This window comes from Pontivivens insulae, assembly GCF_900302495.1.
GTDB classification, from domain to species: Bacteria; Pseudomonadota; Alphaproteobacteria; order Rhodobacterales; family Rhodobacteraceae; genus Pontivivens; species Pontivivens insulae.
Genome location: NZ_OMKW01000002.1, coordinates 543,344 through 564,061, shown reverse-complemented (window position 1 = coordinate 564,061; position 20,718 = coordinate 543,344). Strand labels below are relative to the sequence as shown.

Below are 20,718 nucleotides of genomic sequence, written 5' to 3'. Positions count from 1 at the left end.
GCGCATTCGTACTTGAGCCTTGTGTCAGGCTCGTGCGACACATTTGGCAACAGGAGAATTGACATGCCGCATCCCGCAGCCCCCTTCCCCATGACCCGCCCGCGCCGTCTGCGTCAATCCGACTGGATGCGTCGTCTGGTGCGTGAGACGAGTTTGGGCGTTGACGACCTGATCTGGCCCCTTTTCGTGGTGGATGGTCAGAACGAGCGGCAGGACATCCCCTCCATGCCGGGTGTACAGCGCGTTTCCGTCGATCTTGTAGCCGAAATGGCGAATGAGGCCGCTGGCCTCGGCATCCCGGCCATCGCACTGTTCCCCTACACGGACCCGAGTGTAAAGACGCCCGGCGCGGAAGAGGCGTGGAACCCCGAAAATCTCGTCAACCGGGCCACGCGCGAGGTGAAGCGGCAGGTGCCTGATATCGGCGTGATGCTGGACGTCGCCCTCGATCCTTACAACTCGGACGGGCATGACGGCATCGTGCGCGACGGCGTAATCCTGAATGACGAGACGTTGATGGCGCTGGAAAAACAGGCCCTTGCACAGGCGGAGGCAGGCTGCGACATCCTCGGCCCCTCCGACATGATGGACGGGCGCGTTGCGATCATCCGGCAGGCGCTCGAACAACACGATTTCCCCGATGTTGCGATCCTGAGCTACGCCGCGAAATATGCGAGCGCGTTCTACGGGCCCTTCCGAGACGCGGTGGGCGCCACCGGCGCTTTGAAAGGCGACAAAAAGACTTACCAGATGGACCCGGCCAACACCGATGAGGCCTTGCGAGAGATCGCCATCGACCTCTCTGAAGGGGCCGACATGGTGATGGTGAAACCGGGCATGCCCTATCTCGACATCTGCACCCGCGTGAAACGCGAGTTTGGCGTGCCGACCTACGCCTATCAGGTGAGCGGCGAATACGCGATGATCAAAGCCGCAGCCCATAACGGTTGGATTGACGGTCAAAAAGCCATGATCGAGTCCCTTGGCGCCTTCAAGCGCGCGGGCTGCGACGGCATCCTGACCTACTTTGCCAAGGACGTGGCGCAGCTGATCGCCGAGGAAGGCCCGCTGGGGTGATCCTTCTGGACCTGATCGCACGGGTCGTTCTTTTTCCAATCCTCGTCGTGCAGGCATTGAACGTCCGGCATGTGGCGCGGCAGTTGCCGGAAGCTGCCGGACCGCGCCGAGGGCGCGTCGGTAGCGGCGACGCGTTTTCTCTTTTCATTCTCGGCGACAGCTCTGCGGCTGGTGTCGGGGTGAAAACACAAGAATCGGCACTGAGCGGCCAACTTGTCCGCCGCCTCGCGGCGTCGAGAGCGGTTGATTGGCACCTCAATGCCCGAACCGGGCGTACCACGCGTCAGATGCTCGAAGAGATGGACGAGGATGCTCCAGCCCGCGTTGATATTGCGGTGATCGCACTTGGTGTGAACGACGTTACGCGCGGCGTGCCGCTACCGATCTGGCGGCGGCGGCAAGTAAGATTAATCGAGCGACTTAGGGCAAGAGGGGCACAGTTCATCATTCTTACGGCTTTGCCACCTGTGCACCTCTTTCCGCTTTTGCCACAGCCACTACGCTGGGTACTAGGCAGACAGGCCCGGCGATTTGACCAAACGCTTGTCGGTCTCGCCACCGCGCCGGACGTGGTGCATTTAACGATCCCGATCCCAGATATGTCAGACCGTTCACTGATGGCTGAGGATGGATTTCATCCAGCGGCGCCAACCTATGCGCTCTGGGCTGAAGCAGCCGCGAAAATCATCGAGCAGCGGCTTTACAGATCCACCGCGTGCTTCTTCAACGTCTCGAAGTCACAGACCTCAAGCGCGCGCTGATGGGTTGCGGCGAGCTTCACCTTTGGTGCGCAGCCCTCATCGGCGGCCTGTGCCCAGCGACCAGCGCACAGACACCAGTGATCGCCTGCTTTCAGCCCGGCAAAGCCAAATTCTGGGCGGGGCGTGCTCAGATCGTTGCCGACATATTTCGAGAAGGCCAGGAACTCGTCCGTCATAACTGCACAAACAGTGTGCGAGCCCGCATCCGCCGCGCAGGTGTCGCATTTTCCATTGCGGAAAAATCCCGTCACCGGATCCGTGCCGCAGACCAGCATGGGTTGACCAAAGACGTTCAGGCTTTCTTCGGGTTCCATCAGACCATCGTGCCCCGTGCAGCTTCGGCTGCGGCCCGAATGGCGCGAATGTTCTGACCATATGGCGCAGGCTCCGCAACACTGCCGCCCTTGAAGACAGCAGAGCCAGCGACAAGCACGTCTGCGCCAGCTTCCGCCATCAGAGGGGCGGTTTCGGGCGTGATGCCACCGTCAATCTCGATATGAATGGGACGATCCCCAATCATCGCCCGCAGCTGGCGGACCTTTTCGATTTGCGAGTGGATGAAGCTCTGCCCACCAAAACCGGGGTTCACCGTCATCACGCAGATCAGGTCTATCTGGTCGAGGACGTACTCAACCGCATTGGCAGGTGTCGCAGGGTTCAGCGCGATGCCCGCCTTACAGCCAAGGCCGCGCACCGCCTGAAGGGAACGGTGAATGTGCGGGCCAGCTTCGGCGTGGACCGTGATAACGTCAGCGCCAGCCTTGGCAAACTCCGCCAAATAAGGGTCAGCAGGCGCAATCATGAGGTGGACGTCCATCACCCCTTTGATGTGCGGGCGAATTGCGGCGCAGGTGGCCGGGCCAAATGTGATATTGGGAACGAAATGCCCGTCCATGACGTCGACATGGATCCAGTCCGCGCCCTGCGCTTCGACCGCCTCACATTCCGAGCCGAAGGCGGCGAAGTCAGCGGCGAGGATGGATGGGGCGATCTTGATGGACCGGTCAAAGCTCATGGCACTCTCCCAAATGCAGTTCGGGCAGGGTCTAGCCGCCCTGCCCGAACCATTCAACCATTCAAAACCGCCTAGGATCAGGCAGGCTTCTCTGCCTCTTCGAGCACCTCGGATGCAGGCTCAGCCGGGGTGTCTGTCAGCGCTGCATTGGTGACACCTGACAAACCATCCTCCATCGAGACGCCAAGTTCCTCACCCAGCTTCTTCATGGCCGGCAGTTGCAGCGCCATGCCGAGGATCGAGTCCATGGCCTGATTGACCGGCGTACCGCCCTGCCCGTCGCCGCCACCATTGCCAGCACCTGCGACGCCCGTGACCTGATGGATCTTGATCGAGTCGATTTTTTCGGCCGGCTTGACCATTTGCTCGACGATCTTGGGCATCGCCTCCAACCGGGCAAGCGCGATCTTCATGTCGACGATTGCGGACGACAATGCATTCTCTGCCTCGGTGATCGCGCGTTGACCTTCGGCCTGCGCCAGGAGGTCCTTCTTCTTCGCCTCGGCCCGGATGGAGATCGCGTCGGCCTCCGCCTGTGCTTCCTCACGGCGAGCCTCAGCCCGGTCCGCCGCGGCGTCCTTGTGTGCCTCGGCTTCGACGCGCAGGCGGGTTGCGCCACGCTCGGCCTCGCGCGTTGCTTCGATCAGGGCGATCTGCTTCACACGCTCTGCCTCTGCGACCGCGCGGGCGGTTTCGATCGCCTCTGCCGCTTTCTTGGCCTCGGCCCGGGCACTGTCAGCGCTGGCGCGCGCGCGGCTCTCTTCTTCGGACTTGGTGGCGATGATGATCTGGCGCTCCTGATCGGCGACCTCGACCTCGCGCTCCTTGGCGATTTCAGCGGCACGGATCGTCTGCTCCCGATCAATTTCCGCCGCCCGCACGGCGCGTTCTTTCGCAATCCGGGCCTCTTCCTGCTCCCGCTCTGCATCAGCGCGGCGGCGCGCAATCTCGGCTTCCTGAGCGGCGCGCAGCGTCTCAAGCTCCTGTACCTGAGCGATCTTGGCCTGCTCCTCATCCCGCTCGATCAGGTATTTCTGGCGCTCGGCTTCCATGCCCGCACGGCGAACCTCAACCTCGGCTTCAGCCTCAATCGTCGCCCGCTCTTTCTTGGAGGTCGCGATAACCTCCGCCAGACGGCGCATACCGACGGCGTTAAAGGCGTTGTTCTCATCCAAGGCCTCAAATGGCGTCTGGTCGAGCGCGGTCAGCGAGACGGACTCCAGTTCGAGGCCGTTCTTCAGCAAGTCCTCCGAGACGGCATTTTGCACTTCCTGCACAAAGTCAGAGCGGTTCTCATGCAACCCGTCCATCGTCATACGCGCCGCGACCGCACGCAGACCGTCGATCAGCTTGCCCTCGATCATCTCGCGCAACTGTTCCACATCGAATGTCCGGTCGCCCAGGGTCTGGGCGGCACGGCTGACCCCATCCTCAGTCGCATTGACCGAGACATAGAATTCCACGCCCACATCCACACGCATCCGGTCACGGGTGATCAGCGCGGCATCGCCTGTGCGCGAGACTTCAAGGCGAAGGGTCTTCATGTTCACATAAGAGATTTCATGCAGCATCGGGATCGCGAGCGTGCCCGCGTCCATGATGACCTTTTTGCCGCCCGATCCGGTCTTCACGATCGAGACTTCGCGTGTCGTCCGGCGATAAAGGCGGGAGGCGACCAGCGCCAGAAAAACGACAAGGGCAAGGATTATGCCCACGGGAATGAGGATGGATTCCATCTGTGTACTCCTATTGGTGGAAAATGGTGTTGTTGGACGCCGATCAGGCGCCGAGCTTACGGGCGCGGAACACGCCGTTCTGTTCCGTCAGGACCAGTATTTCACTGCCCTGCGGGATTGGGTCTTCACCCTGTGCGGGGACAACCCGAATATATTGAAGGTTGCCGTGGCGGTCGCGCACGCGCGCTTGTGCCGGGCTATCCTCACGGGCCGTACCTTGCGTCACGGTGCCCGTGCGACGGCCCAATTGGCTGCGCGGAACAGCACTGGTTTCCGTCCGGGGCAAAAACCGCAGGATCAGCGTCCCCACTTCGCGCGCGAACAGCAATCCGGGGATCACAGCCGCAAGGCCAGCCCCCCATGCGGGCAACGGGGCATCAAACAGCGCCACAGCACCCGTCTGGATCAAGACGCCGGACAGGCCAAATCCCGCCAGCAGCGATGCGAACCACATGATGAATGGGACTTCCCCAAGGCCCAGCCAGGTCAGGAAAGAGGCATCGCCGTCCAGATCAACATCAGCCTCGACATCCAGGTCGAGATCAACGTCCGCATCCATATCGAATGCAAACAGCGATCCACCCACAACAAGTGCGATCAGTTCGAGCGCCAGCAGCCCCGCAAAAAGTCCAAGTGCAATCGCGAACGGAAACCCGTTCGGCGACAGGAGCATGTCCAGCATCCCAATCCCTTCAATGTTTGTATACAAATGTATATCGTATCATATATCTGTGATTACAAGATACTGGAGCGGAAAAGTCAGTGCGAAAGTGCACGCAGGCGACGAATTAGGCTGGAGGTATCCCACCGTCCGCCCCCCATATTCTGGACGTCCTGATAAAACTGGTCGACCTGCGCCGTGACCGGAACGGAGGCACCAATATTACGCGCCTCGGCCAATACGATGCCAAGGTCCTTGCGCATCCAATCCACGGCAAAACCAAAGTCGAACTGATCGTCGAGCATTGTGTTCCCGCGATTGGCCATTTGCCACGATCCGGCCGCTCCTTTTGAGATCACGTCGACGACGGCGTGGCCATCCAGCCCCGCTTTATCGGCAAAGTTCAGCCCCTCGCTCAACGCTTGCACCAATCCGGCAATGCAGATCTGGTTAACCATCTTCGTGGTCTGCCCTGCCCCGACAGGACCCATCAGACGGCAGGCTTGTGCAAAACAGTCGATGACCGGCGCGACGCGATCGAATGCGGCTTGCGCCCCCCCGCACATGACCGTCAGCACGCCATTCTCCGCCCCGGCCTGACCGCCCGATACAGGTGCGTCGATGAAGGCAAAACCAGCGGCCTCCGCTTCTGCGGCCAGTTCCCGAGCAACCTCAGCGGATGCGGTCGTGTGGTCCACAAAGACGGCGTCCTTGCCAGTGCGCGCGAACGCCCCGTCCGCACCCAAGGTGACAGAGCGCAGATCATCATCATTTCCCACACAGCAAAAGACGAATTCCGCCCCCTCCGCCGCCTCGGCAGGTGTCGCGCAGGCTGTACCGCCATGTTCGGCAGCCCAGGCCTCTGCCTTGGAGGACGTGCGATTGTAGACCCGCACCTCGTGACCCTTTGCGGCAAGATGACCCGCCATCGGATATCCCATGACACCCAATCCGATAAATGCACATTTTGCCATCTGGCCTGCTCCTGCTTGCTGTTACGTTGGGGGGATAAGGCGCGGTGCGATTGCGCCGAGTCAAGGGCACTGCTACGTGTTCTGTCGACAATTTGCGGCGGGTTCGGGTCACGACCATGATGACACTTTTCAAATGGATTACGCGGGGATTTCTGGCCCTTGCCATCCTCGCACTGCTTGCTGTGGGTCTGGTGTGGTATCTGGCGGCAGGCTCCCTGCCCGACTATCAGGACGAGGTCGAGGTGGCCGGGCTGAACGGCCCCGTTGAAATTGTACGGGATCGCCACGCCGTCCCGCATATCTTCGCCGACACCGATGAGGATGTGCATTTCGGCCTCGGCTACGCCCATGCGCAGGACAGATTGTGGCAGATGACGATCCTGCGCCGCACGGCCCAGGGACGGCTGAGCGAGCTGTTCGGAGACGCGACTTTCGAGATTGATCACCTGCTGCGCGCGCTCGACATCTATGGCGTCGCCCGGGCGATGGTGCTCAATCAGTCAGACGAGACACAGGCCGCCCTGCGCGCCTATGCCCGCGGCGTGAACGCCCGTCTTGCGCAGATCCAGACGGAGGCGCTGGGCCGGGGTGCGCCGGAGTTTTTCCTGTTCTCCCGTGAAATCTCGCCATGGACACCAGCGGATTCGATCGCTGTGAGCCGCATTATGGCGCTGCAACTCAGCGGTCACGCCTGGTATGAGACTCGGCGGGCGGCCCTCTCTCTGTTGATAGAGGAAGAACGGCTGCGGGATCTGATCCCCGATGCGCCGGAACTGGCCGCGCTATCTGAACCCTCAACCGAATTTGCCGACCTCTTCCCCCAACTGGCCCCCGTCACCCCGCTGGCGGAAATGCACCATCCGCTGCACCCTGTGGCCCCTCCGGGCCTCGCCGGGGCGTCCAACGCGTGGGCTGCGGACGCGAGCCGGTCTGCATCGGGGGCCACGCTGCTGGCCAATGACCCGCATCTGGGACTGAGTGCCCCCTCCATCTGGATGCTCGCCCGGTTGGGCCTTCAAGACGGGTCTGCGATTGGAGGAACGATCCCGGGGATGCCGGGGATCATTATCGGGCGAAATGATGACTTCGCCTGGGGCCTTACGACCGCATATACGGACGATCAGGACCTCTATGTTGAGCGGGTCAATCCCGACAATTCCGACGAGTATCTGACGCCGGATGGCTATGTGCCCTTCGAGACGCGCGATGTGCTTGTCGGTGTCGGACCGGACGAGCCCGCGCGCCCGATAACACTGCGTTGGACAAGACATGGACCGGTCCTGCCCGCCGGCAATTTCGGGATCGACGCGATCACCCCTCCGGGCCATGTGATTGCGCTGGCGTGGACGGCTCTCGACCCGCAAGACCGTGCGATGGATGCCCTTGTAGGGTTGATGTCCGCGCGAAATATCGCGGAGGGGCGTAGCGCGCTGGAAGGTCTGATCTCGCCCTCGCAGAACTTCACCATGGCCGATGCGGATGGCGTCGCACTACAAGTCGGCGGACGAGCGCCCCTGCGCCAGAGCACACATCAGGGCGAAGGCCGGATACCAGTGCCTGGCTGGGTGGCCGAGAATGACTGGGCGGGTTACGTGCCGCTTGACGACAATCCCGCGATCTACGCCCCGCGCTCGGGCCTTGTCATCAACACCAACAACCGCACGGCTGATCAGCCCTTTCCGCTGCATCTGAGCCATCGCTGGGGCGATACGCAGCGCATTCAACGCGCCCGGCGCCTGCTGGCGGAGCGGGAGTTCCATTCGGTAGAGAGCTTTATCGAGGCGCAAACCGACACTGTCAGCCCAACCGCACGGACCCTGCTGCCGTTGATTGGCCGGGATCTGTGGTGGAGCGGCAGCCCGGTTGAGGATGATGCGCTCTCCCCCCTACGGCGGGTCGCGCTGGAGCGGCTCGCGGAATGGAATGGCGACATGACCGAACACGGGCCAGAGCCGCTGATCTATGCCGCGTGGGTCCGCAACCTTCAGCATCTGCTTATCCGGGACGAGTTGGGGGGAGCGATGGCTGATCGCATCAACCGCCTCGAACCGCTCTTCATCGAACGCGTCTTCCGCGATGTCGACGGCGCCTCGGCCTGGTGCGATGTCGTGACCTCTGCACAGAGCGAAAGCTGCTATGACATGGCACGCGCGGCACTGAACGAAGCGCTTGCTGAGCTGCAAGACCAATATGGCAGCCGTGTTGAGGGATGGCGCTGGGGCGATGCCCATCAGGCGATGCACCTGCATGAGGTGCTCGACCGCGTGCCGGGCATTTCCTATATCGCCTCGATCATCCAGCCGACCTCAGGCGGCGACAATACACTGATGCGTGGACGACTGGGTGGCGAGGCGCCCAATCCCTACGCCAATGTCCACGCTGCCGGATTGCGGATCGTGGTCGATTTCGGGGATCCCGAAGCCTCGCGCTATATCATGTCCACGGGTCAATCCGGTCATCCGCTGTCGCGCCATTATGACGACCTGTCGGTCCTATGGCGGCGCGGTGAGTATATCCCCATGAGCCTGAGCGAGGATCAGGCCCGCGCCAGTACGATCGGTATCACCACGCTGCAACCGGACGGATAGCCTCCGGCGGGGATATTTCTGCCAAGAAGAAAGGGGGCGCCCTAAAGCACCCCCCATCAAAGGCATTCGGAGTTCAACGCCTAGAGGTCAGCGCTGCTGCTGACCACGCGGCTGAGAATGCCATACTCGATGGCCTCCTGCGTATCCATCCAATGATCGCGGTCAATATCCTCCATCACCCGCTCGAAAGGCTGACCGGTTGCATCGGCAATCACACGGGCGAGACGCGCCCGCATTTTTTCGATCTGCTGGGCCTGGATGGCAATATCGGTGACCTGCCCGCCAACGCCGCCAGAGGGCTGATGGATCAGGAAGCGGGTATTGGGCAGGCAGACACGGTCTTCCTTGTCCGCGGCCAGGAAGATATGCGTTCCGGCACTGGCCACCCAGCCGGTGCCCACGATCTTTACCCGTGGCTTGATGAACTTGATGATGTCGTGGATCGTATCGCCAGCCTCAACATGACCGCCCTGACTGTTGAGGAACAGGGTGATGTCGTCATCACTGTCATTGGCCATCATCAGAAGCTGCGCGGTCACACGCTTTGCCATGTCCTGATTGATTGCTTCGCAGATCAGGACCTGACGCGCCTTGAGCATCCGCTCAATCATCGGGTTGGCCTGCTCTGCGTCCGTTTTCTTGTCTTCGTTGTCGCTCATCGCGGCCTCCTGAATTCGTCTTGATCACATAGGTGCGCAGCCTGCCCGGAATGACAAGGGGGCGGCGGGAAATTCACCTAGCCAAACAGGCGGTGACAGGTTTCAAGCGCATCGACCAGCACGTCCACCTCTTCGGTCGTGTTGTAGAGGCCGAAGCTCGCCCGCGTCGTCGCGCTCACGCCCATATACTGCATCAGCGGTTGACAGCAATGATGGCCCGCGCGCACGGCCACCCCCTTCTGATCCACAATGGTCGAGATGTCATGGGGATGGGCGCCCCCATCCATGGTGAACGAAAAGATCGCACCCTTGCCCGGTGCCGTGCCCTGCAGGTTCAGCCAATTCAGCGACCGGAACCGCTCCAGAGCATAATCGCGCAGAGCCGCCTCATGGGCTGCGATATTCTCCATCCCCAGCGCAGACATATAGTCGAGCGCTGCGCCGAGGCCGATCATCTGAACGATGCCGGGCGTGCCCGCCTCGAACTTGTGCGGCGGGTCGTTATAGGTGATCTCGTCCTGAGCCACCGTCCGGATCATGTCGCCACCGCCCATGAACGGCTGCATTTCGGCCATACGCGCATCACTGATCCAGACCGCACCCGAGGCTGACGGTCCGTAAAGCTTGTGCCCGGTGATGGCGTAGAAATCACAGCCCAAGGCCGCAACATCCACCGGCATATGAACAGACGCTTGCGAGCCATCAACGGCCACGGGAATGCCGCGCGGCTTTGCCAATTCGACCACGCCCGCAATATCCACAATCGTGCCCAACACGTTGCTCATATGTGTCAGCGAGATCAGCTTTGTGCGGTCGGTGATCGCATCCGCGACCTTACCAACGTCAAAGGAGCCATCTGCCTCCGGTGCCACCCAGACCAGCTTCACGCCCATACGCTCTCGCAGGAAGTGCCAGGGCACGATATTGGCGTGATGCTCCATGACGGAGATCAGGATCTCGTCCCCCTCGCGCAGATTGGCCATTGCCCAGCCATAGGCAATCAGGTTGAAGCCCATGGTCGAACCCGTGGTAAAGATCACGCCCTCTTCGGTCGGCGTGTTCAGGAAGCGGGCAATCTTGCCGCGCACCGCCTCGAAATTCTCTGTCGAGATGGTCGAGAGCGTGTGCAGACCCCGATGCACGTTCGCGTAATCCTCAGCATAGCCCTTTACCACCGCATCAATCACGGCCTGCGGCTTTTGCGCGCTTGCCCCGTTGTCGAGATAGACGAGCGGCTTGCCGTTCACCTCTCGCGACAGGATCGGGAAATCGGCACGGATTGCATGGACATCATACATGAGAAGCCTCCATCGCGGACGACACGCCCGCGCAGTGTTCGAGACATAGGGGATTGTGAAGGCGGGCAAAAGTGCCCTTTGGCCGCAGCCCTAGTGCATGCCGGTCGGCAGGCTGATCCAACCAACCGCACTGGCATAGAGTGCCAGGAACAGCGCGCCGCACGTGGCAAGTGTTAGACCAAGGAAAACGGGGGCCACACGGACATTGCGGGCCTCGGCCAGACCGGCCGAGATATACCAGACGAACGGGATCATGCTGATCCAGTAGAGCGGCAGGATAAATTGCTCGCCCCCGCTGCCCGTCGCTGCGAGTGAGACGGAAATCAGCGCGGCCAGCAGGCTGAACGGTGCGGCAACCAGTGCGCCCCAGAACACGCCCGCCCGGACGTCGCGATAGCTGCCGGTCCCGCCAAACAGTCCGACGATAAACCCGGCGACACCGGCGAACACATACATCGCCGTGGTGCGCAGCATCAGCGCCAGCACCAGAACGAGGCTGACCTGCAACGGGATCGGCGCATCTGGATGCGGGACGACCACGGTTTTCAAGGCCCAGCTGAGGAATACGACGATATCCGCCATCAGAACGTAGAACAGCAACCGGCCCTCGGGCGGATCCTCGCGGATTAACCGATGGGTTGACCCCGACATGTCGCGCCACGCATCCACAATCCGCCACGCGAGCCCTGCGTGCCGCTCTTCGTAGTGACCGTGTGTGACCTCGAAATCGTCGGACATGCGCATCTCCCCCCAGAGTTTGCCCTGAGTGTCGGCTCGAATATGGGCAGAAATCAGGCAATCCCGCTTCCACCACCAGAGGTTACCGCGAAAACAACCAGCACGACCAGAACGATCCCACCAATCACAAGCGCTACGACAAAAGGTCGGCGGAAGCCCTCAACCTCGGCGATCGATCCGGCCCAAACCCAAAGAAAGACGAGCTGGGCCGCAATCCCGAGGATCCACGCGCCCTCGACCAGAACAGGGACATTCAGGACCAAGGCAACCGCCAGGATCCCCCCGGCGAGCAGATAGAACGGCGCGGCCGAAAACAGCGACCAGAACAGGGCCAGACGGGCACCGAACCAGCTGCCCTGCCCCTTGAAAAGCCGGGCCACGCCGTGGGCCGCGGCGCCGAGCGCATACATCACCAATGCACCGACGATAATGCGGAAGGTAAAACTTGCGAAGGTGAGCGGGCCGATCTCATCTTCGGGACTTCCCGCCTGACCGGCCAGCATCACAGTCTCTGGAAGGCTGGCCACGGCCTGAATGGTCAGGGCAACCATCAGGTAGAACAGGGCGCGCTCTTCGCCATCGCCTGCATCAAGCCGGCGTGCCATAGCCGCGCGGGGGTTGCCCCACGCGGCGAAGACTTCATTCACAAGGCTCATGAAGGGCCCCTCTTAGTGCTTGTCGAGCCAGCTCGCGATGCGGTTGCGGATCAACTCCTGCAAGTCCTCATCCTCGATCTCCTGCACGGCCTCATCCATGAACGCGATGACGAGCATGTTCTGGGCGTCGCGGCGGGGCACGCCCCGGCTCAACAGATAGAACAGGCCGGTTTCATCCAGACCGCCACAGGTCGACCCATGCGAGCACGCAACATCATCGGCGTAGATTTCAAGCTCCGGCTTGGCGAGGAATTGGCTGTCATCATCGAGCAGCAAACCTTGTGATATCTGGTAGCCATCGGTTTTCTGCGCATCTTCCTTCACGAGGATTTTGCCCTGAAACACACCGGTTGCCCCGGATTTCAGCACCTTCTTAAAGACCTGACGGCTTTCACAATTCACCGCATCATGGGTGATGAACACAGTGTCATCGTGGTGGAAGTCACCCTCACCTGCACAGGCACCAGCCACATGGGCAACAGCATCGTCACCGGTGATCTCGATCACCTGCTCATTGCGGGTCAGCACGCCATTAGCGGTCAGCGTGAAGGATTTGTAGACACTCTCTTGACCAAGGCGGGTGAACATCGCCGTAAAGGCCAGCCGATCGTGGTCACGCCCCTGCGCGCGGACATGATGCAATGCACCACCATCCGCGATGTCGATCTCGAACTGCTTGTTGAAGCGCGCGGCAGCGGGGCCGCTTTCGAGGATCGTGATTTCCGCACCAGCCTCCACTTTAACGAGGTTGTGGATCACAGCGTCAGAGGCGTCATCGCGGTGGATATAGGAAAACCGCACCGGTCGCGCGACCTTTCCCGTTGCCCGGATCACGATCCCTTCCTGCGCGACCGCCGTGTTGAGCGCTGCCAGCTCACGCGGCACAGGGTTCTGACCCCGCTCCTCCAGCTTGCCATACAGCTCGGAGGCCCAGTGAATATCGGCCGACAGAGCCTGCGACAATGTTGCGATCTCAAGGCTTTCGCCCTCAAGAGAGTCGGACGCATCCGCATCGAACACACCGTCCACAAAGACGAGGGACAGTGCATCCACCTCGCCAAACACGTCATCTGGATCCATCGCGAACGCTTTGACTGCGTCGCCGACCAGTTTCACTGGATTGGTGAATTTCCAATATTCGTCACGCCGCTGGGGCGCGCCAAACCCTTCGAGCCGCGCCCGCGCCGCAGCCCGCGCGCTCTCCGCCCATTTTGCACCGGGCCCGCCCATCGGGTGCCGGGCCAGCAGCCCCTCGACCGACAATGGCCCCTTGGCCTTCAATGTTGGTTTCAGAACAGCCATCAGGCGACCTCCGCCAGAATGTCGGCATAGCCATTGTTCTCAACTTCGAGCGCCAGCTCCGGCCCACCGGTCTTCACGATGCGGCCATCGGCCATGATGTGCACCACATCGGGTTTGATGTGGTCGAGCAGGCGCTGATAGTGCGTGATCACAAGGAAGCCACGCCCCTCGTCCCGCAGGGCATTCACACCCTCGGAGACGAGCTTCATCGCGTCCACGTCGAGGCCCGAATCCGTCTCGTCCAGAATGCACATCTTCGGCTCAAGCATTGCCATCTGCAGTATCTCGTTGCGCTTCTTCTCACCACCCGAGAAGCCCACATTGACCGGACGCTTCAGCATATCCGCGTCAATCTTCAGGCTCTTCGCCTTTTCGCGCACGACTTTGAGGAATTCGGCCGCCGAAAGCTCCTCCTCCCCGCGCGCTTTGCGTTGGGCGTTCACCGCCGTACGCAGAAATGTCATGTTGCCCACGCCGGGGATCTCCACCGGGTACTGGAACGCGAGGAACAGGCCGAGCGCCGCGCGCTCCTCCGGCTCCATTTCCAGCAGTTCTTCACCGGCAAGGGAGGCTGAGCCATCCGTCACTTCATAGCCCTCACGGCCCGACAGGACATAGCTGAGCGTGGACTTGCCAGAGCCGTTCGGCCCCATGATCGCGTGCACCTTGCCCGCCTCGACGGTCAGGTTCACACCTTTGAGGATGACCTTGTCTTCCTCTCCAAGTTTCACGTGCAGGTTCTTGATCTCAAGCATATTTCTTATCCCAACTTCACAGCTGTGCCGCTGACGCTCACCATCAGCATGCCGCCTTTTTCTCCAAGAACCTCATAGTCGAGGTCCACTCCGACCACCGCGTCACAGCCCAGCCGTGCCGCTTCGGCCTCCATCTCTGCCATTGCGGTTTCCCGCGCTTTCTTGAGCGATCCCTCATAGGCGCCGGAGCGGCCCCCGATGATGTCACTGATACCCGCGAAGAAATCGCGGAAGACATTTGCGCCCATGATCGCCTCACCCGTGACAATTCCGCGATATTCGGTGATCCGATGCCCTTCGAGGGTCGTGGTGGTGGAGACGATCATTCCTGTTCCTCCGCCACCGGCTCAGGCTTGCGGCGCGGCGCATCAAGCTCCGGATCGTAGTCATACCAGCCCAACATGTGCGCCACGAAAGAGTGCACATAGTGGAAGATCACCCCGAGGATCAGCGCCTTCGCCCCGGCCCGCAGCGCAATCCCGATGGTCTGCTGGTTCGGCACCCCGAACCACAGATCGGAGAAGAACGACAGGATGAAATAGATAACCACCGCAATGATGGTCGCGCCCCAGAGGTGTTTCATGTCAGAGGTCTCCAATCGAATGCTCCGCCCGGCGGGCACCGCCGGGCAGCGCCCGACCCGCCCCACAGGGCGGGCGCTTCTCGCCCACCCTCGGGCCGGTCGCTGCCCTCAGGTAGTTTGCGAAATGCATTATTTGTCCTGAACTGCGCTCTATCGCTTCCACTTTCTGCGAAGTGCTCACCCCACGCTCCCCTCAAGGGAGATCGCGACCAGCGCCTGCGCTTCCATAGCGAACTCCATCGGCAGCGCCTGAAGCACCTCTTTGCAGAAGCCGTTCACGACGAGTGCCACGGCCTCCTCCTCGTCCATGCCGCGCTGGCGGCAGTAGAAGAGCTGGTCGTCATCGACCTTGGAGGTCGTTGCCTCATGCTCGACCCGCGAGGAATTGTTCTTCACCTCGATATACGGAACCGTGTGCGCCCCGCACTTATCGCCGATCAGCAAGCTGTCGCACTGCGTGTAGTTGCGCGAGTTCTTCGCCTTGGGGTGCATCGACACCAGCCCGCGATAGGTGTTCTGCGCCTTGCCCGCCGAAATCCCCTTCGAAACGATCCGGGACTTCGTGTTCTTGCCCAGATGCACCATCTTCGTGCCGGTATCGGCCTGCTGATAGTTGTTGGCGATGGCGATGGAGTAGAACTCACCCTGGCTTTCCTCCCCGCGCAGGATGCAGGACGGATATTTCCAGGTCACGGCGGAGCCGGTCTCGACCTGCGTCCACATCACCTTCGAGCGGTCGCCCCGGCAATCGGCGCGCTTGGTCACAAAGTTATAGATGCCGCCCTTGCCCTCTTCATCGCCGGGGAACCAGTTCTGGACGGTGGAGTATTTGATCTCGGCATCTTCCAGCGCCACAAGTTCCACACAGGCCGCGTGCAGCTGCGCCGTATCCCGCTGCGGCGCGGTGCAGCCTTCAAGATAGCTCACATAGGAACCCTTGTCCGCGATGATCAGCGTGCGCTCGAACTGGCCCGTATTCTCCGCATTGATGCGGAAATAGGTGCTCAGCTCCATCGGGCACTTCGTCCCTTCCGGCACATATACGAACGACCCGTCCGAGAACACGGCAGCATTCAGCGTCGCATAGTAGTTGTCAGAAGTCGGGATCACCGAGCCGAGATATTTCTTCACCAGTTCTGGGTGATCCTTGATCGCCTCAGAGATCGAGCAAAAGATCACGCCCGCCTTGGCCAGCTCATCTTTGAAGGTCGTGCCGACGGAGACGCTGTCAAACACAGCATCCACAGCAACCTTACGGCCCGGATCCATGTTTTCCGCGCCTTCGACACCGGCGAGGATCATCTGCTCCTTCAGCGGGATACCAAGCTTTTCATAGGTCGCCAGCAGCTTGGGGTCGACTTCGTCGAGCGACTTTGGCTTCTCCGCCATGCTCGCAGGCCGCGCATAGTAATACTGATCCTGAAAGTCGATCTTGGGATAATCGACCATCGCCCACTCGGGCTCATCCATCTTGAGCCAGCGGCGATACGCCTCAAGACGCCACTCCAGCATCCATTCCGGCTCGTCATTCTTGGCCGAGATCAGGCGGACAATATCCTCGGTCAGCCCTTTGGGGGCGTATTCCATCTCGATATCGGTTTCCCAGCCATATTTGTACTTGCCCGCAAGGGACTGCACAGCGGCGACGGTCTCTTCTTCCACGCCATCCTTGACCTGGCCGATATCGACTTGAGCTTCATCCAGAGCAGTCATCTGTCTATCCCCTTGCTTTTGCAGCAATCGTGCAAATCAATCCGTCACGCCGCGCGGGCGCGAAATTTCTCGTATTGGCGCAGCCAGGCCGTGGCGAAGCTGTCCAGTTCATCCATTGTCGTGTCCGTCCCGATCGAGACGCGCACAACACTGCTTGCAGTTAATTCGTCATGACCCATCGCGCGGATCACCTTTGAGGCCTTCACTTTTCCACTTGAACAGGCTGACCCGGCAGAAATCGCAAATCCGGCCAAATCCATCTGCATCACCTGCGTCTCACCCTTCCAACCGGGCACCGCAAAGCACGAGGTGTTGGGCAGGCGCTTTGCCCCCTCTCCCATCAAGATGAGGTCTGGGCACCCGGCCTTCAACCGCACCTCCAGTGCGTCGCGCCGCTCTGCTACAGCGTCCATGACACCAGCCTCAAGATCACGCAGAGCAGCCTCCGCTGCCGCGCCCATCCCTGCGATGCCAATGATATTCTCGGTGCCCGCACGCCAGCCCATCTCCTGACCGCCGCCCTTCAGCAGCGCCTTGGGATCGAGCCCCTGTTTCAGGACCAAAGCGCCGACGCCTTTCGGCCCCCCAAATTTATGCGCTGACACAAAGGCCATATCCGCACCGGACCAGGAAAAGGCGAATGGCACCTTTCCAATGGCCTGCACGGCGTCCGTCACCGCCAGCCCTTCGGGCAAAACAGCAACTACGCCCGTCTCGGAATTAGCAACCTGAACAGTGCTTTGCGCAGGATCGCTCACCTCCACAGCACCGTATTGATCAACAGACAAGTCCCCGTGAGTCCACGCGCCAACGCAATCATGTTCAACCGCCGCACTCGCCAAATCACGCCCCGCCAGAGCCAACGCTGCGGCCTCCGTCGCGCCCGATGTGAAGACGATATCTGAATTGGATGCCCCGACGGCTGCTGCGATCTGCGCACGCGCCCGCTCAACAATCGCCTTGGCGCCACGCCCTTCGGCATGAACGGAGGATGGATTGCCGACAGCCTCCATCGCGGACAGCATCGCCGCCCGTGCCTCCGGCCGCAAAGGTGCGGTTGCGTTCCAGTCAAGGTAGACCCGGCTCATTCGTCCACCAGATCAAACAGTGCGGGCACAGCCGGACACGGGGCGAGCTGGTTGCCGGTAATATCGCTCAGCCGGGTTTGGTGCAGGAAGACATAGACATGGGCCGACAACTGTTCCCACAGCTTGTCCGTCAGCGCCTGCGCCTCCGTCCCGCCCGTCGCGCCAGAGGCACCGGCCCCGCGCGCCATCGCATTCATCGTTTCGTCCACAGCGGTCAGGATCTCGCTCACCCGGATCGTTTCGGGATTGCGCGCGATACGATACCCCCCACCGGGCCCGCGCACAGATTCCACCAGACCCGCCCGGCGCAACTTCACAAAAAGCTGTTCCAGATAAGCCAGAGAAATATCCTGACGCTCGGAAATTTCCGACAAGGTCACCAGCACGTCCTGTGGCTGAGCGGCCAGATCAGCCAGCGCAATCATCGCGTAACGCCCTTTGGTGCTCAGCTTCATGACCCCGCCTTTCGTCAGCGCTATTGACGCAAAACCCGCCAGCGACTACCTCCGGGTCTCGGAAGAGTGCGCAGCGCTCTGTTTAGAATAATTCTAGGTAACCTGACCGCTTTCGTCAAGCATTCGCGGCAGGACAAGATAAGAGAAAGGTGGCACCCATGCCCGAGGTGATCTTCCCCGGACCCGAAGGACGCCTCGAAGGACGCTACCACCCGCAAAAATCAAAAGACGCGCCCATTGCGATCATCCTCCACCCGCACCCGAAATTCGGCGGCACGATGAACAACAAGGTGGTCTACAACCTGCATTACGCCTTCCATGACATGGGCTTTACCGTCCTGCGGTTCAACTTCCGTGGAGTGGGCAGAAGCCAAGGCGAATATGATCAGGGCATCGGTGAATTGTCGGACGCGGCGAGCGCATTGGATTACCTTCAGTCGCTCAACCCGAATTCCCGCCAATGCTGGGTTGCGGGATTCTCTTTCGGCGCGTGGATTGGCATGCAGCTGTTGATGCGACGGCCGGAAGTGGCGGGCTTCATCTCTGTCGCGCCGCCCGCGAATATGTATGACTTCACTTTCCTTGCGCCCTGCCCTTCATCAGGCCTGATCATCAATGGCGAGGCGGACCGCGTTGTTCCTCCCGCCGACGTCACGGGCCTTGCCGAGAAGCTGCAACAGCAAAAAGGCATCACGGTCACCCATCAAACCGTGCCCGGCGCGGGCCATTTCTTTGAGAATGGCATGGATGAGATGATCGGCAACGTTCAGGACTACGTCCGCAAGCGTCAGACCGAACCGCATATCCGCTAGGTTTGTCCGCCTCCGGCGGGGATATTTGAGCCAAGAAGAAGGGCCGCCCCGGAATATGGGCGGCCCTTTCTTTGTTCCCGTGACCGGCGGGCGTCGCGCCTTAGCGCGCGGCCAACTCTTCCGTCAGAAGATCACGCACCACACTCAAATCGACGTCACGGGCCACAAAAGCCTCCCCGATGGCACGGGCGAGGATGAAGGTGATCTGCCCATCTTGCACTTTCTTGTCCTGCCCCATCAAAGCGATCAGGCCGTCAGCATCTGGCAAGGCCCCGTCAATGTCGCCCAGACGGACCTTCATGCCCATCATCGTCAGATGGGCCGCGACCCGTCCGGGCGCTTCTTGCGGGCATAAGCCGAGGCGGCTCGACAATTCAAAGGCCAACACGCAGCCAACCGCCACGCCCTCACCATGCAGCAAACGATCAGAATAACCCGTTGCCGCCTCAAGCGCGTGGCCGAAGGTGTGACCGAGATTGAGCAGCGCACGATCGCCACGCTCCTGTTCGTCGCGCGCGACAATCTCTGCCTTCATCTCGCAAGATCGGCGCACCGCGCGGGCACGCGCTGCCATATCCCCGGCGGCAAGGCGCGGGCCTTCCCGTTCCATCCAGTCAAAAAAGGCAGCGTCCCCCAGCAGGCCATATTTGACGACCTCACCATAGCCGGCCAGAAAGTCCCGTTCCGTCAATGTGCCCAGCAACGCGGTATCCGCCAGCACAAGATGAGGTTGGTGAAACGCCCCGATAAGGTTTTTGCCCTGGGGCGAATTGATCCCAGTCTTTCCGCCAACCGAACTGTCGACCTGAGCAAGAAGAGATGTCGGGATTTGCACGAACCGCACGCCCCGCCGCAGGATCGCCGCGGCAAACCCGGCCAGATCGCCAATGACGCCCCCCCCAAAGGCGACAACGATGTCATCCCGCTCAACCTTTTGCTCCAGCAGCCACTCAACGGCCTGTTGCAGGCCAGCCCAACCCTTTGTGGCCTCTCCCGGCGCCAGTTCCAGCGCTGTACTTTCGATCCCGGCGGCCTTTAGCGAGACTTGCAGCGCGTTTAGATGCAGCCCGGCAACGCGGCTCTCCGTCAGAATGGCGACTTTCGGACGTTTCAAAAGGGGCGCGATGCGCGCACCCGCCTCTGTCAGAACATCGGCACCGATCACGATATCATAGCTGCGATCGCCGAGTTCGACGCGGACCGTTTCACATTGAGTATCAAAAGCTTGGGAGAGGGTCATTATGCAATCTTACCTGCTGATTTCAGCGCGGCGATGATCCGATCCACCATCGCCTCATGGGTTTGTCCGGCCTCTGACAAGACGCGCAGTTCGGCCTGTGCGTAGACCGGGTAGCGCGCAGCGGCGAGCGCTTCCAGAACACCGCGCGGATCGGGTTCGTCCAGCAGTGGACGGCCTGTCTTGTCCCGCACTCGGTTCCACAATGTCTCAACCGTCGCGTCGATCCAGATGCTCGTCCCCTGGGCAGCGACCGCCGCGCGGGTTTCCGCATCCATCCAGGCACCGCCACCGGTCGCGATGATGCTGGGTTTCTCGCCCAGAAGCCGGGCGATGACCCGACGTTCCCCATCCCGGAATGCAGGTTCCCCGAGTGTGGCGAAGATTTGCGGAATGCTCTGCCCTGCCGCCTTCACGATTTCTGCGTCGCTGTCCCGGAAAGGCACCCGCAGCGCCGAGGCGAGCTTGCGCCCAACGCTCGTTTTGCCCGCTCCCATCAGCCCGATCAATACGATGGGCCGCGTCAGCGTTGTTTCCGGTGCCATTGGCCTGCTCCCCGGCTTGTCCCGTCTGGCGATCACGCCCATATGCTGGACCACGTCGCCACGTC

22 protein-coding genes are annotated in these 20,718 nt (G+C 61.1%); 4 read left to right on the top strand and 18 right to left on the bottom strand.

Annotation, left to right across the window (positions count from 1 at the left end; genetic code table 11):
- The first annotated feature begins 63 nt into the window (after positions 1–63).
- Both hemB and POI8812_RS08170 read left to right on the top strand, forming a co-directional pair.
- Complete coding sequence (gene hemB / locus POI8812_RS08175; RefSeq protein WP_108782061.1) at positions 64–1,077, top strand: porphobilinogen synthase; 1,014 nt, start codon at positions 64–66, stop codon at positions 1,075–1,077.
- The gene (locus tag POI8812_RS08170) at positions 1,074–1,838 is read left to right on the top strand and encodes an SGNH/GDSL hydrolase family protein (RefSeq protein WP_211310403.1); all 765 of its coding nucleotides are present in this window, start codon (positions 1,074–1,076) and stop codon (positions 1,836–1,838) included. The genes hemB and POI8812_RS08170 overlap by 4 nt, the downstream gene beginning before the upstream one ends.
- Here the strand turns inward: POI8812_RS08170 and POI8812_RS08165 are convergent.
- The 5 genes from POI8812_RS08165 to POI8812_RS08145 form a co-directional block, all read right to left on the bottom strand.
- Positions 1,778–2,152: a DUF2237 family protein gene (locus tag POI8812_RS08165; RefSeq protein ID WP_108782060.1), complete on the bottom strand. Its 375-nt coding sequence runs from the start codon at positions 2,150–2,152 to the stop codon at positions 1,778–1,780. The genes POI8812_RS08170 and POI8812_RS08165 overlap by 61 nt on opposite strands.
- A complete protein-coding gene (gene rpe / locus POI8812_RS08160; RefSeq protein WP_108782059.1) occupies positions 2,152–2,853 on the bottom strand; it encodes a ribulose-phosphate 3-epimerase in 702 nt (233 codons plus the stop codon). The genes POI8812_RS08165 and rpe overlap by 1 nt, the downstream gene beginning before the upstream one ends.
- 77 nt (positions 2,854–2,930) lie before the next feature.
- Positions 2,931–4,589 (bottom strand): flotillin family protein, encoded by a 1,659-nt coding sequence (locus tag POI8812_RS08155; RefSeq protein WP_108782058.1) that lies wholly within the window; start codon positions 4,587–4,589, stop codon positions 2,931–2,933.
- A 43-nt stretch (positions 4,590–4,632) separates the two neighbouring features.
- Complete coding sequence (locus tag POI8812_RS08150) at positions 4,633–5,262, bottom strand: OB-fold-containig protein (RefSeq protein ID WP_162844954.1); 630 nt, start codon at positions 5,260–5,262, stop codon at positions 4,633–4,635.
- 86 nt (positions 5,263–5,348) lie between these two features.
- Positions 5,349–6,224, bottom strand: coding sequence for an NAD(P)-dependent oxidoreductase (locus tag POI8812_RS08145; RefSeq protein WP_108782056.1), 876 nt, complete (start codon positions 6,222–6,224; stop codon positions 5,349–5,351).
- Positions 6,225–6,340: 116 nt separating this feature from the next.
- Here POI8812_RS08145 and POI8812_RS08140 point away from each other — a divergent pair, with 116 nt between their 5' ends.
- Positions 6,341–8,812 (top strand): penicillin acylase family protein, encoded by a 2,472-nt coding sequence (locus POI8812_RS08140; protein WP_108782055.1) that lies wholly within the window; start codon positions 6,341–6,343, stop codon positions 8,810–8,812.
- 80 nt (positions 8,813–8,892) lie between these two features.
- Here POI8812_RS08140 and POI8812_RS08135 read toward each other — a convergent pair whose 3' ends face one another.
- The 11 genes from POI8812_RS08135 to iscR all read right to left on the bottom strand — a co-directional run bounded on the left by POI8812_RS08135 (position 8,893) and on the right by iscR (position 18,059).
- Positions 8,893–9,471 (bottom strand): ATP-dependent Clp protease proteolytic subunit, encoded by a 579-nt coding sequence (locus POI8812_RS08135; RefSeq protein ID WP_108782054.1) that lies wholly within the window; start codon positions 9,469–9,471, stop codon positions 8,893–8,895.
- A 77-nt stretch (positions 9,472–9,548) separates the two neighbouring features.
- Positions 9,549–10,769 carry a cysteine desulfurase gene (locus POI8812_RS08130; RefSeq protein WP_108782053.1) on the bottom strand — a complete coding sequence of 407 codons (1,221 nt, stop codon included), beginning with the start codon at positions 10,767–10,769 and terminating at the stop codon, positions 9,549–9,551.
- A 90-nt stretch (positions 10,770–10,859) separates the two neighbouring features.
- On the bottom strand, positions 10,860–11,507 hold the full coding sequence (locus tag POI8812_RS08125; protein WP_108782052.1) for a YIP1 family protein: 648 nt from the start codon (positions 11,505–11,507) through the stop codon (positions 10,860–10,862).
- Between the two features lie 53 nt (positions 11,508–11,560).
- The gene (locus POI8812_RS08120; RefSeq protein ID WP_108782051.1) at positions 11,561–12,163 is read right to left on the bottom strand and encodes a YIP1 family protein; all 603 of its coding nucleotides are present in this window, start codon (positions 12,161–12,163) and stop codon (positions 11,561–11,563) included.
- A 12-nt stretch (positions 12,164–12,175) separates the two neighbouring features.
- Positions 12,176–13,393 carry a SufB/SufD family protein gene (locus POI8812_RS08115; protein WP_245895354.1) on the bottom strand — a complete coding sequence of 406 codons (1,218 nt, stop codon included), beginning with the start codon at positions 13,391–13,393 and terminating at the stop codon, positions 12,176–12,178.
- Positions 13,394–13,464: 71 nt separating this feature from the next.
- Positions 13,465–14,220: a Fe-S cluster assembly ATPase SufC gene (sufC, locus tag POI8812_RS08110; RefSeq protein WP_108782049.1), complete on the bottom strand. Its 756-nt coding sequence runs from the start codon at positions 14,218–14,220 to the stop codon at positions 13,465–13,467.
- Between the two features lie 5 nt (positions 14,221–14,225).
- Entirely contained in the window at positions 14,226–14,546 is a 321-nt protein-coding gene (locus POI8812_RS08105) for a heavy metal-binding domain-containing protein (RefSeq protein WP_108782048.1), read from the bottom strand.
- The gene (locus POI8812_RS08100; protein WP_108782047.1) at positions 14,543–14,803 is read right to left on the bottom strand and encodes a hypothetical protein; all 261 of its coding nucleotides are present in this window, start codon (positions 14,801–14,803) and stop codon (positions 14,543–14,545) included. Before POI8812_RS08100 ends, POI8812_RS08105 begins: the two co-directional genes overlap by 4 nt.
- A gap of 177 nt (positions 14,804–14,980) precedes the next feature.
- Positions 14,981–16,516, bottom strand: coding sequence for a Fe-S cluster assembly protein SufB (sufB, locus tag POI8812_RS08095; RefSeq protein WP_108782046.1), 1,536 nt, complete (start codon positions 16,514–16,516; stop codon positions 14,981–14,983).
- Positions 16,517–16,560: 44 nt separating this feature from the next.
- Positions 16,561–17,604, bottom strand: coding sequence for a cysteine desulfurase family protein (locus POI8812_RS08090; RefSeq protein ID WP_108782045.1), 1,044 nt, complete (start codon positions 17,602–17,604; stop codon positions 16,561–16,563).
- A complete protein-coding gene (iscR, locus tag POI8812_RS08085; RefSeq protein ID WP_108782044.1) occupies positions 17,601–18,059 on the bottom strand; it encodes a Fe-S cluster assembly transcriptional regulator IscR in 459 nt (152 codons plus the stop codon). Before iscR ends, POI8812_RS08090 begins: the two co-directional genes overlap by 4 nt.
- Before the next feature lie 158 nt (positions 18,060–18,217).
- On the opposite strand from iscR, the gene POI8812_RS08080 reads away from it, so the two are divergent.
- Positions 18,218–18,871 (top strand): alpha/beta hydrolase, encoded by a 654-nt coding sequence (locus POI8812_RS08080; protein ID WP_108782043.1) that lies wholly within the window; start codon positions 18,218–18,220, stop codon positions 18,869–18,871.
- 100 nt (positions 18,872–18,971) lie between these two features.
- Here POI8812_RS08080 and aroB read toward each other — a convergent pair whose 3' ends face one another.
- The gene (gene aroB, locus POI8812_RS08075) at positions 18,972–20,111 is read right to left on the bottom strand and encodes a 3-dehydroquinate synthase (protein WP_108782042.1); all 1,140 of its coding nucleotides are present in this window, start codon (positions 20,109–20,111) and stop codon (positions 18,972–18,974) included.
- Positions 20,111–20,653, bottom strand: coding sequence for a shikimate kinase (locus POI8812_RS08070; RefSeq protein WP_211310402.1), 543 nt, complete (start codon positions 20,651–20,653; stop codon positions 20,111–20,113). Before POI8812_RS08070 ends, aroB begins: the two co-directional genes overlap by 1 nt.
- Positions 20,654–20,718 lie beyond the last annotated feature (65 nt).

What these genes read in the sequence shown, in the direction of transcription:
- hemB (WP_108782061.1), top strand. Translation starts at nt 64, where the DNA reads ATGCCGCATCCCGCAGCCCCCTTCCCCATGACCCGCCCGCGCCGTCTG.
- POI8812_RS08165 (WP_108782060.1), bottom strand. Translation starts at nt 2,152, where the DNA reads ATGGAACCCGAAGAAAGCCTGAACGTCTTTGGTCAACCCATGCTGGTC.
- rpe (WP_108782059.1), bottom strand. Translation starts at nt 2,853, where the DNA reads ATGAGCTTTGACCGGTCCATCAAGATCGCCCCATCCATCCTCGCCGCT.
- POI8812_RS08155 (WP_108782058.1), bottom strand. Translation starts at nt 4,589, where the DNA reads ATGGAATCCATCCTCATTCCCGTGGGCATAATCCTTGCCCTTGTCGTT.
- POI8812_RS08150 (WP_162844954.1), bottom strand. Translation starts at nt 5,262, where the DNA reads ATGCTCCTGTCGCCGAACGGGTTTCCGTTCGCGATTGCACTTGGACTT.
- POI8812_RS08145 (WP_108782056.1), bottom strand. Translation starts at nt 6,224, where the DNA reads ATGGCAAAATGTGCATTTATCGGATTGGGTGTCATGGGATATCCGATG.
- POI8812_RS08140 (WP_108782055.1), top strand. Translation starts at nt 6,341, where the DNA reads ATGATGACACTTTTCAAATGGATTACGCGGGGATTTCTGGCCCTTGCC.
- POI8812_RS08135 (WP_108782054.1), bottom strand. Translation starts at nt 9,471, where the DNA reads ATGAGCGACAACGAAGACAAGAAAACGGACGCAGAGCAGGCCAACCCG.
- POI8812_RS08130 (WP_108782053.1), bottom strand. Translation starts at nt 10,769, where the DNA reads ATGTATGATGTCCATGCAATCCGTGCCGATTTCCCGATCCTGTCGCGA.
- POI8812_RS08125 (WP_108782052.1), bottom strand. Translation starts at nt 11,507, where the DNA reads ATGTCCGACGATTTCGAGGTCACACACGGTCACTACGAAGAGCGGCAC.
- POI8812_RS08120 (WP_108782051.1), bottom strand. Translation starts at nt 12,163, where the DNA reads ATGAGCCTTGTGAATGAAGTCTTCGCCGCGTGGGGCAACCCCCGCGCG.
- POI8812_RS08115 (WP_245895354.1), bottom strand. Translation starts at nt 13,393, where the DNA reads ATGGGCGGGCCCGGTGCAAAATGGGCGGAGAGCGCGCGGGCTGCGGCG.
- sufC (WP_108782049.1), bottom strand. Translation starts at nt 14,220, where the DNA reads ATGCTTGAGATCAAGAACCTGCACGTGAAACTTGGAGAGGAAGACAAG.
- POI8812_RS08105 (WP_108782048.1), bottom strand. Translation starts at nt 14,546, where the DNA reads ATGATCGTCTCCACCACCACGACCCTCGAAGGGCATCGGATCACCGAA.
- POI8812_RS08100 (WP_108782047.1), bottom strand. Translation starts at nt 14,803, where the DNA reads ATGAAACACCTCTGGGGCGCGACCATCATTGCGGTGGTTATCTATTTC.
- sufB (WP_108782046.1), bottom strand. Translation starts at nt 16,516, where the DNA reads ATGACTGCTCTGGATGAAGCTCAAGTCGATATCGGCCAGGTCAAGGAT.
- POI8812_RS08090 (WP_108782045.1), bottom strand. Translation starts at nt 17,604, where the DNA reads ATGAGCCGGGTCTACCTTGACTGGAACGCAACCGCACCTTTGCGGCCG.
- iscR (WP_108782044.1), bottom strand. Translation starts at nt 18,059, where the DNA reads ATGAAGCTGAGCACCAAAGGGCGTTACGCGATGATTGCGCTGGCTGAT.
- POI8812_RS08080 (WP_108782043.1), top strand. Translation starts at nt 18,218, where the DNA reads ATGCCCGAGGTGATCTTCCCCGGACCCGAAGGACGCCTCGAAGGACGC.
- aroB (WP_108782042.1), bottom strand. Translation starts at nt 20,111, where the DNA reads ATGACCCTCTCCCAAGCTTTTGATACTCAATGTGAAACGGTCCGCGTC.
- POI8812_RS08070 (WP_211310402.1), bottom strand. Translation starts at nt 20,653, where the DNA reads ATGGCACCGGAAACAACGCTGACGCGGCCCATCGTATTGATCGGGCTG.